At 50.9% G+C, this 9,477-nt stretch carries 7 protein-coding genes; all 7 read left to right on the forward strand.

Features of this window, described 5'->3' with window-relative positions; translation table 11 throughout:
- The first annotated feature begins 145 nt into the window (after positions 1-145).
- Positions 146-1,252, forward strand: coding sequence for a putative type VI secretion system effector (locus J1785_RS07275; RefSeq protein ID WP_217219130.1), 1,107 nt, complete (start codon positions 146-148; stop codon positions 1,250-1,252).
- A gap of 100 nt (positions 1,253-1,352) precedes the next feature.
- Positions 1,353-1,622 carry a PAAR domain-containing protein gene (locus tag J1785_RS07280; protein WP_217219131.1) on the forward strand — a complete coding sequence of 90 codons (270 nt, stop codon included), beginning with the start codon at positions 1,353-1,355 and terminating at the stop codon, positions 1,620-1,622.
- 5 nt (positions 1,623-1,627) lie between these two features.
- Positions 1,628-2,773 carry a hypothetical protein gene (locus tag J1785_RS07285; protein WP_217219132.1) on the forward strand — a complete coding sequence of 382 codons (1,146 nt, stop codon included), beginning with the start codon at positions 1,628-1,630 and terminating at the stop codon, positions 2,771-2,773.
- Entirely contained in the window at positions 2,770-6,105 is a 3,336-nt protein-coding gene (locus tag J1785_RS07290) for an ImcF-related family protein (protein ID WP_217219133.1), read from the forward strand. The genes J1785_RS07285 and J1785_RS07290 overlap by 4 nt, the downstream gene beginning before the upstream one ends.
- A gap of 8 nt (positions 6,106-6,113) precedes the next feature.
- Entirely contained in the window at positions 6,114-7,877 is a 1,764-nt protein-coding gene (tssF, locus tag J1785_RS07295; RefSeq protein ID WP_217219134.1) for a type VI secretion system baseplate subunit TssF, read from the forward strand.
- A complete protein-coding gene (gene tssG / locus J1785_RS07300) occupies positions 7,841-8,917 on the forward strand; it encodes a type VI secretion system baseplate subunit TssG (RefSeq protein ID WP_217219135.1) in 1,077 nt (358 codons plus the stop codon). The genes tssF and tssG overlap by 37 nt, the downstream gene beginning before the upstream one ends.
- On the forward strand, positions 8,904-9,443 hold the full coding sequence (tssJ, locus tag J1785_RS07305; RefSeq protein ID WP_217219136.1) for a type VI secretion system lipoprotein TssJ: 540 nt from the start codon (positions 8,904-8,906) through the stop codon (positions 9,441-9,443). Before tssG ends, tssJ begins: the two co-directional genes overlap by 14 nt.
- The last annotated feature ends 34 nt before the right edge of the window (positions 9,444-9,477 follow it).

Below are 9,477 nucleotides of genomic sequence, written 5' to 3' on the forward strand. Positions count from 1 at the left end.
ATCAGGATATGAAAAGGTACCATCTGCAATTATACAAACATTAGACAAAGGAAGCTTTGATGTTTTCTATTACCCAGAAAAAGATAATGCCAATCAATAGCAATTTGACATCACCATGTCAATGTAATTGATAAAGGACAAATTAATGGAAAAAGAAACAGATGAGCAGCTATATAACTACACCAGCTGCCTGAGAAGTGAATTTAAAGATCCCGACAGACTAGAAGGATGTTACGCCAGTTTAAACATTTATATTGCCAGTCGAACTGAATCGATAAATGAATATGACGAGACATATCATTCATCAAATGCTACAGAATCCTGTGAAGAGAGGCAAAACAGGGAGTATATCGATACACTGCGTGAACGTGTTATCAGGGCAAAAGAATATCTGCGACAAGTAGAAGCGGAGAAAAATAGCTTCCCTCCCTTACCTGAACTGCCGCCAACCAAACCTCTAATCAAAATCAGCGGCATTGTCGAAGAGCTCTCAGTCAAAAAGGTCATTGGTTACTTTGACTTCAGTGAATACAGTACCGAAAAAGCCCGCGCCGAAGAGAAAATAAAACGCGATAACGAGGGGGCCTCACTTTTAGTACTGTTACAGTTTTTTTCCGGGGATGCGCCTCATGCGCGGTTTAATGATGGCAAGAGAAAAGAGTCACAATGTATTTATGTTGAAGGAAAAGTTGACGGTAAATTATTCTCAGGCTGGCTTAAGCAAACCAATATTCAGGTAGGTGATTATGTAGAAATGGCAGCTATGCCAGAAGATGATGGCTTTAAAATCTATGCTGCGGCTAAACCCCAACTGGAAACAATATCGGTCACTACCGGATGTTATGCCGGAAAAAATCGATTTAGCATCAGATATGTTATAAAAGGCACTGGGATTTTCTTTTTCTTTATGGTGTTTATTTACGCATCTTTTGCCTCCCTGAGCCTCGAGGAATGGGGATATGCCGTGCTGATTTACCTGTCCCTTACTGGAGGATTCTCTTTCGTTTTATTCCGGGGGTTGAATAACGATGCTCGAGCACCTGGCGATCTCTTTGAAAGAATTTGTGCGGCATTAAACATACCTAATGGAAATACTTTAGATCTAGATAAATTCACCAGAGAGAAAATAAAATATAAACAAGAAAAAGGTGAATGGATTAAACCTGAAAAAGGGATTGTTTCAACACCTCAAATAATAATACAAGGTGGTTTCGATGTTTACTATTACCCCGTAAAAGATAACCTCACTTAAAATCAGGTAACTTTGATGTTCATTACTACCCCTAAAAAAACCTGACAACTGTTAACACTTTACCCTTTCTGATCCCCAACATTTAAACAGAGAAAATATTATGCAAAAAGGAATTATACGGCTGGGCGATAAACTGACCAGCGGTGGCGTTGTGATGTCTGCTTCATCCACCATGATTATTGAAGGCATTGTTGCCGCGTTAATTGGCGATGTCGTCATTTGTCCCCTTTTAGGTCATGGCGTCAATCGTATTGTGAGTACCACACCCACATGGCTCTCAGACGGCAAACAAGTGGCTTTCGATCAAGCCGTCTGTGCCTGTGGCTGCAAAGTACTGAGCAGCCTGCCCACTACCTATATTGAAGGATAAGGATAATGTCCTGGGATATTCCGCTGCCGTATGTTGTTAAACATCCGGCACCTCTTCAGTGGAACGGATGGTGGCGTGGTCTTTCCCTGCTGGTGATGCTTTGCATTGGTGCCGGGTGTAGCTTGTGGTACTGGCTTAAAGATCCGCGGATTTTATTGCTGACCTTTGGCGCAGTGATTACCGTCACCGTGCTGTTTCTGGGTATTGCCGGCTGGCGATTGTTCAGTTACGGCGTTAATGCGGAACACGCCGAAAGCATGGAGCAGCAAAATGAATGGCATCAGGAAAAATGGCAGGTATGGGCACAATCAGGTCTGAATATCGTGGATTTCAGCTACATATTCCCCGCCGAAATCCCGCACCCTTTTGAACACCGGACACTAGTGAACAATGAAGTGGCTTTCTCACTGCCATCGCGCCCTCCCCTTTTGTATCTGTTCGAAGAATTACTGGCTCCCTTAGCCGCTTCCCTCAGGATGCTACGGAACCCGCTTGACGTTTATTTACCCTGCAACGATGACGAAGCGGCCCGGCGGGCCTTTGCCCAGACATGGGAAAAACTGGGTTTATCACTTTCAGCAGTCTCTGATTTCTTCAGTGGTGCCGTGACAAAGCCCTGGGCTGATCAGACGACGCAGTGGCTAAATGACGGTAATAACAACGCTAAATTACTGATATTTTTCCAGTGGCCAGAAAATGATGAACCCCGGATCCACACCGACGGTGCTATCGCATGGTTAATTGCTGCCAATGGGTCAGATTCGGTGAGGTCACGCTGTCGCCTGCACCGGCCTGTGACAGGCACAGCAGAGGAAGCTGAACATAACGCCGGTTTGTTCCTGAAATATCAGGCACCGGCGATAAGCGTTTCAGACCAGTGGTACAACCAAACCGCTATTGCCGTACAGAATACCCTGACGCTTAAACGCTGCAGGCAACTGCGTGTGCAAAATCCGGCATCCAATCCCCCTGTGCCAGAACAACAGTTCATCCCGTACTGGCTGGGAAAACCCGGCCCTGCCACTGACTATTTTACGATAACCCTCATGATGCTGATGGCCGAATACCGTTACGCACCGCAATCATTGGTTCTGTCGCAGGCTGACGCTTTGGTATTTGCGACTGTCTCTCCCGGAGAAGACATTTCATGATTAATCCCTTTGCATCCCGCCCTTCCGGAGCCAGTTTGCTGGCGATGGTATTTGGTGCGATTCTCGCCGCGGTTTTGTATTTCTTTAGCGAACGCTGGGGGATCAGCCCGTTGCTGCGCAGTCTGATCTGGGCGCTGGGCATGGCACTGTTATTCGGAGTGATGGCTATTTATCGCAACTCACGTCGGCCCCCTTCCGCCCGGAGCCCCATATCGAAAAAAGAAACGCATTCTGCTGCTGAAGGCGAAACACAATTCCCTTATACAGAAGCGCTTTGTGATTATCTGCGCCACCGTTATGGACGCTTCTGGCGGTCGAAAGTCCGGTTAGTTGTTCTGGTCGGTCAATCCAGGCTGGTGAGGATGATTGCCCCCGAACTGATTTCACAACAGTGGATTGAAGCCGATGGCACCGTACTATTATGGGGCGGTAACATCACCTCAGCATCAGACAGCAACCGTATTTCGGCGCTGCGCAAATTACGCCGCCGCCCGCCTCAGGCCATCGTCTGGGTATGTGATGCCCGTCATCAGCAGGTTTCGCTGACCGACACCGCCGCACGTCAGTTACGTGATCGCGCGAAATTACTCGGCTGGCAGGTTCCCCTCTATGTCTGGCAGATTGAAAATAGCGAATCGCCACCGGCGTCCCGTGAAACCCAACCCATCGGATGCTTGTTAGCCGCAAACAGTACGCCGCAAATGCTGGAAGAAGCGCTGCGGGAACTGACATCACAACTGACGGTACAGGGGACTCAGCAGGTTCTTCAAAAGCCCGCCGACGATTTCATGTTACGCCTCTCACATCAGTTACTGAACGGGGAAATTGCACGCCTGCGCGTAACCCTTACGCCGTTATTATCGGGCCCGTATGCCGCCCCTTTACGCGGTATCATGTTTAGTCAGCCATTACGCTTCGTCGAAGGCGTCGATAAATTTCGCTGGCTGCCTGATGCCAGCTGGAAGGGGATCCTCAATGACTTGTCCTCTGTCCGGGCAAAACGTATAGGCATCCCCTGGGCAAAAGGTCTGCGTTATTCCCTTGCCGGAATATTAATTTTCTGGTGTTTCGCTGCCGTGCTGTCGTTTACGGCTAACCGTGCCGTACTCAGGGAAAGCGTCGACCTCACCGTCAGGGTATCTGCTCCCACTATCCCGCTGGAAAAACGCCTGATGAACCATCAGGAACTGCAACGAAAAATAGGCCAGTTACAATACCGGGCAGTCCACGGCGCGCCCTGGTATTTACGTTTTGGCATGAATCAAAACGAGGCACTTCTTGCCGCGCTGTGGCCGCATTATCTGAAGATTAACAACACATTTATTCGTGACGCCGCCGCAAGCAAACTGACACAACAGATGAACGCATTGCTGAGTCTGCCACCCGATAGTCCGCAGCGCGGCCTGATGGCCCGACAAGCCTATGATCAGCTCAAAGCCTATCTGATGATGGCCCGCCCTGAGAAGATGGACGCGCAATACTTCACCACGACAATGATGAAACAGTGGCCTCAACGCAACGGCGTGAGTGACGCGGTATGGCGTAATTACGGCCCTTCACTGCTGAGCTTTTATGCCCAGAACTTGTCTGCACATCCGCAGTGGAAAATCACGCAAGATGAAGCGATGGTGGGTCAGGTGCGCACCTTGCTGTTACGCCAGATTGGCATGCGAAACGCGGAAGCTTCGCTATATCAGAAGATGCTGCTACAGGTTGCCCGTCACTATGCCGACATGCACCTTGAAGATATGGTGGGTGATACTTCTGCCCGCCCCTTGTTCAGCACCGACAGTGTGGTTCCGGGTATGTTCACCCGCAAGGCCTGGGAAGAGGCGGTACAGCCCGCTATTGATGACGTGGTCAATACCCGCAGGGATGAAATTGACTGGGTGTTAAATGATAACAAGCACCCTGTCAAAGAAGATATCTCACCGCAGGCGCTGAAAGCACGGCTGACTGAGCGCTACTTTGCGGATTTCTCTGGTGCATGGCTCGGTTTTCTGAACAGCATTCACTGGCGTCGTGCTGACACATTATCTGATGCCATCGATCAACTGACGCTGTTGGCTGACATCAGGCAATCTCCGCTGGTCGCCCTGTTAAATACGCTGGATTATCAGGGAAAAACGGGGCGGCAGAACGAAGCATTGACCGAATCACTGGTCAAATCCGCTCAGAACCTGATTCATGCAGATCAAAAACCCGCCATTGATCAGCGGGATAAAAACACGAAGGGACCTCTTGATGATACTTTCGCGCCCTTACTGACATTAATGAACAGCAATGCTGGCGGCGATGGCTATAACTCACTGAGTCTGCAAAGTTTCCTGACCCGGATAACCCGCGTACGTCTCAGGTTACAACAGGTGACCAATACCGCTGATCCGCAGGCCATGACCCAGGCACTGGCACAAACCGTCTTTCAGGGAAAATCGGTGGATGTCACCGATACCCGCGATTACGGCAGTCTGGTTGCCGCCAGTCTGGGGCAGGAATGGAGCGGATTTGGCCAGGCTATGTTTGTTCAGCCGATGGAACAGGCATGGCAACAAGTGCTCACCCCCACCGCAGAAAGTATTAATGTACAGTGGCGAAACGCCATTGTTCAGGACTGGAGCGCCGATTTTAATGGCCATTACCCCTTTTCCCCCGTGCAAAGTGAAGTTTCTCTGGCTTTGATGTCCCAATATCTTCGCAACGACACCGGACGTATTGCGCGTTTTATCACCACCAATCTCAATGGCGTGATTAAACTTCAGGGACGTCACTGGGAACCGGACGTTATCAGCGCACAGGGATTACGTTTTGATCCGGAATTCCTTCAGGCACTGAATCAGCTTTCCCAACTGGCCGATGTGGTATTCACCCATGGCGACGCCAGCCTGCACTTTGAACTGATGGCCAAACCGGCTAAAGACGTGATGCAAACCGAGCTGACCCTCGATCAGCAAAACCTGAAATACTTTAACCAGATGGAAAGCTGGCAGCCCTTCAACTGGCCTGACAGCCAATGGAAACCCCGCGTGACCTTAAGCTGGATAAGCGTCCGGGCAGGCACCCGTCTGTATGCCGATTATCCGGGAAGCTGGGGGTTTATCCGTCTGCTGGAAAAAGCAAAAGTGACGCAAATTGATTCCAGCACCTTCAGACTCGTGTGGAAAGCGCCAGACGGTTTACCTCTTAACTATCTGATGCGAACCGAGGCGGGAGACGGCCCGCTGGCATTACTGGCGCTGAAAGGATTCAAAATGCCGCAGTCGATTTTCCTGCTTCCGCCAGCCACTGCAAATGATGCCGGTGCCCCCCCATCCGGCTCCAACACACCAGATTAAGGATTCTCATGGAAGATTTAACGTTGCGATATTTAGATGCTGAAATGCGCTATCTGCGGGAAGCCGCCAAGGAGTTTGCCGCGGCACATCCTGACCGCGCAGCTGAAATAGGGCTGATGACGCCTGGCAGTGCTGACGCGTCCGTAGAGCGGCTCTTTCAGGGCTTCTCTTTCTCAATGGGACGTCTGCGGGAAAAGCTTGACGATGACCTGCCGGAACTCACCGAAGGTCTGGTCAGTATGCTCTGGCCGCACTATCTGAGAACTATCCCTTCGCTCTCTATAGTGGAACTGGCTCCTGCCTGGCAGGAGATGAAAATGACGCAAACGCTTGGGGCGCATTTTGAAGTCATATCGCAGCCCGTTGGCACGGAAGGCCCTCGTTGCCGCTACCGCACTACGCGGGATTTACCACTACAACCTCTGACGCTGTCACACGCCTCGCTGGCAATGGAGCCCGATGGACAGCACATTATCCGTCTGCGTTTTAGCTGCAGTCTGCTGGCGAACTGGCAATGGGTTGACCTCTCATGCCTGTCAGTCTATCTGAATGGCGATGCTCCTTTAGCCTGCGCATTGTTGCTGGCGCTGACGCATCAGGTGAGAAAATGCTACCTGCGCCTGCCCGGACAGGTCGACAGGCAACCGGTCACATTACATTTTAAGGCAGAAGGATTAGGAGAACTGGCCAATCTTTGGGAACGAGGCGACGCGGCCTGTTGCGGCTATCAACAGTTGCTGGAATATTTTACCTTCCGTGAGAAATTTATGTTCGTTGCCCTCTGCGGACTTGAACGGGTAGTACTGCCCGCAACACTGGCAGGGTTTGAAGTGGACATCGTTCTCGACAGCCCCTTCCCCTCTGATTTCTCATTTGATGCCAGTCACTTACGGCTGCACTGCGTCCCGGTAATTAATCTTTTCTCTCTTGATGCCAAACCGCTGAGCATTTGCAATCAGGAAACCGACTATCTGTTGCAACCTCTGCGCCAGCAGGCGGCCTGTACAGAGATATATTCAGTCGATAGCGTCACTTCATCCCGACGCACGCATGCGCAGGTTTACACCCCTTTTCGTACCTTTCGATACCATGGCGGTACGCTGCACCGTCACTTACCCGCCCGCTACTATCACACCCGCGTCAAACCGGGCGTTACCGGGCTGCATGAAACCTGGCTGATTTTGGGCGGTGACGGGTTTGAACAGGAACGTCAGATAGCCGAAGAGACGTTGACCTTAAGCCTGACCGGTACAAACGGACAACTGCCCCGCCTGGCACTGCGCAGCACAGTACTGAATGCCACCACACAGGCCCTGCCAGTGCCGCTTAACATACACAATCTTTGCCCCCCGACCATGCCAGCCTATCCGCCAAACCGTGATCGGTTTCACTGGCGGGTTTTAAGCCATCTCGGCACCCATTTTTTATCAATGATGGATAACGCTGAAGTTTTGCGTAACACACTGGCGCTCTATGACTGGACAGAAAGTGAAGATAACCGGCGCCGTCTGGATGCTATCGTGAAGGTCGAACACTTCCGGTTACAACGCTTTGAAAAAGGTTTATTGCTGCGTGGCGTTGACATTGAAGTCACTGTGGAATCGCCGGGGTTTTACGGTGAAGGGGATATTTATCTTTTTGGTGAGGTACTTAACCGCTTCCTGGCTCTTTACGCCGATATTCATTTGTTTAACCGGCTCACGCTTATCGTTCAACCCTCAGGAAAATGCCTGCAATGGAAAGAGAACCACAGCCAGTATATTCCCGGCTGATACGGGATATGGGCGACAAATTGCCTTACACCAACTTTTACCGATTTTGTCAGTTGATTGAACAATCCTCCCCCCGACGCCCGCCGCTTGGCAGTACCAGTTCCCCGAAAGATGATCTGATACGTTTTCGCCCCCATCCGGGCATGGGCTTTCCGGTCAGTGAGTTAAAAGCGCTTGAGTGCGATCGGGATCACCCTGAACATCCTCCCACCGTCAGAACCACTTTCCTGGGATTGTATGGCGTCGACTCCCCTCTGCCCACCAGCTATCTGGATGATATCGCTCAGCGCCGTGAAGGACATGAGGCAGTCGAGGAATTCCTGGATATCTTTAATCACCGCATCATGACCCAGTTCTACCGGGTATGGCGAAAATACTCGTATCCGGCCAGCTTCGAGGCGGGAGGCACCGATGAGACATCACAGCGCCTGCTCGGACTCATTGGTCTGGGCATTCCGGGGACAGCGAAAAACATTGCCACACCGGTGTCCCGTTTTCTGGCATTACTCAGCAATATGCGGATGCCAACCCGTACGGCGGAAGGTGTCATCGCGCTGGTTAATTTGTTGTCTTCGGAGACAACAGCCTGCGTTCGTCCTCACTATCCGCGCACAATTGCCATTAAGCCACTGCGGTTTGGTGATAAAACGCCGCTGGGTTTGCGGCCGGTGCTCGGTAATTGGGCCAAAGAGGTCAACAGTATGTTTGAACTGCAACTCTATACGGAAAATCTGGCAGAGGCGCTGGCGTGGTTGCCGGGAGGTCAGTTATCGGAGGATTTACTCGTTTTGTTACGGGTTTATCTCGGATGGCGGGTTGATGCCCGTATTCTGCTGACGCTGCCGCGTCACATTCTGCCCCCGGCCAGATTGCAAACCTCTTCTGACGGTGGATTCAGAGGGCAACTGGGTTACACCACCGTCATGCGTTCCGCATCATCTGACACCCCCCTGAAGTCCACCATCACCATCCGGTTGAGTGACTATCAAGGGCTGAAGCCCAATTTTAAGACCCGTGAGGTGATAAATGTCTGCTTTTAATTCCCTGTGGCGATATCCGGCAGTGGTAACTTTGACGTTCTTGTCAGGGCTGACCGGCGGATGCGGACTGACACAATCCATTTCGGACGGCACGTCTGCAATGACCCGGGCCATTTTCTATAAGCAAATTAAAACACTGAAGTTGGACTTTATCGCCCGGGCCTCAGTCAATCCCGACGAAGAAGGTGCCTCACTGGCGACTGACGTCTGGATATATCAGCTAAAAGACCGAAAGACCTTTGATCAGACGGATTATCAGACTTTGCTGACACAGGCCAGTACCGTGCTTAAAGACGATATATTGGCGGGGAAAGACATCCGTGTACGCCCGGATGGCGGTGCCACGCTGAATATGCCGATAGAAAAAGAAGCGATGTATGTCGCGGTGGTTGCACATTTCAGAACCCCCGACCTTCAGAAAGGGTCGTGGCGTCTGGTTTTGCAACGGGAAGAACTCATCCCCGATGCACCACTGAAAATAATCCTGGAAAGCAATGTGTTGCAGCTACAAGCAGAAAAAGAATAAAGACCAATATCGGGGAACCGGCAGACATGAAAAA

Origin of the sequence: Rahnella perminowiae, from assembly GCF_019049755.1 — a bacterium.
GTDB classification, from domain to species: Bacteria; Pseudomonadota; Gammaproteobacteria; order Enterobacterales; family Enterobacteriaceae; genus Rahnella; species Rahnella perminowiae.

What these genes read in the sequence shown, in the direction of transcription:
- J1785_RS07275 (WP_217219130.1), top strand. Translation starts at nt 146, where the DNA reads ATGGAAAAAGAAACAGATGAGCAGCTATATAACTACACCAGCTGCCTG.
- J1785_RS07280 (WP_217219131.1), top strand. Translation starts at nt 1,353, where the DNA reads ATGCAAAAAGGAATTATACGGCTGGGCGATAAACTGACCAGCGGTGGC.
- J1785_RS07285 (WP_217219132.1), top strand. Translation starts at nt 1,628, where the DNA reads ATGTCCTGGGATATTCCGCTGCCGTATGTTGTTAAACATCCGGCACCT.
- J1785_RS07290 (WP_217219133.1), top strand. Translation starts at nt 2,770, where the DNA reads ATGATTAATCCCTTTGCATCCCGCCCTTCCGGAGCCAGTTTGCTGGCG.
- tssF (WP_217219134.1), top strand. Translation starts at nt 6,114, where the DNA reads ATGGAAGATTTAACGTTGCGATATTTAGATGCTGAAATGCGCTATCTG.
- tssG (WP_217219135.1), top strand. Translation starts at nt 7,841, where the DNA reads ATGGAAAGAGAACCACAGCCAGTATATTCCCGGCTGATACGGGATATG.
- tssJ (WP_217219136.1), top strand. Translation starts at nt 8,904, where the DNA reads ATGTCTGCTTTTAATTCCCTGTGGCGATATCCGGCAGTGGTAACTTTG.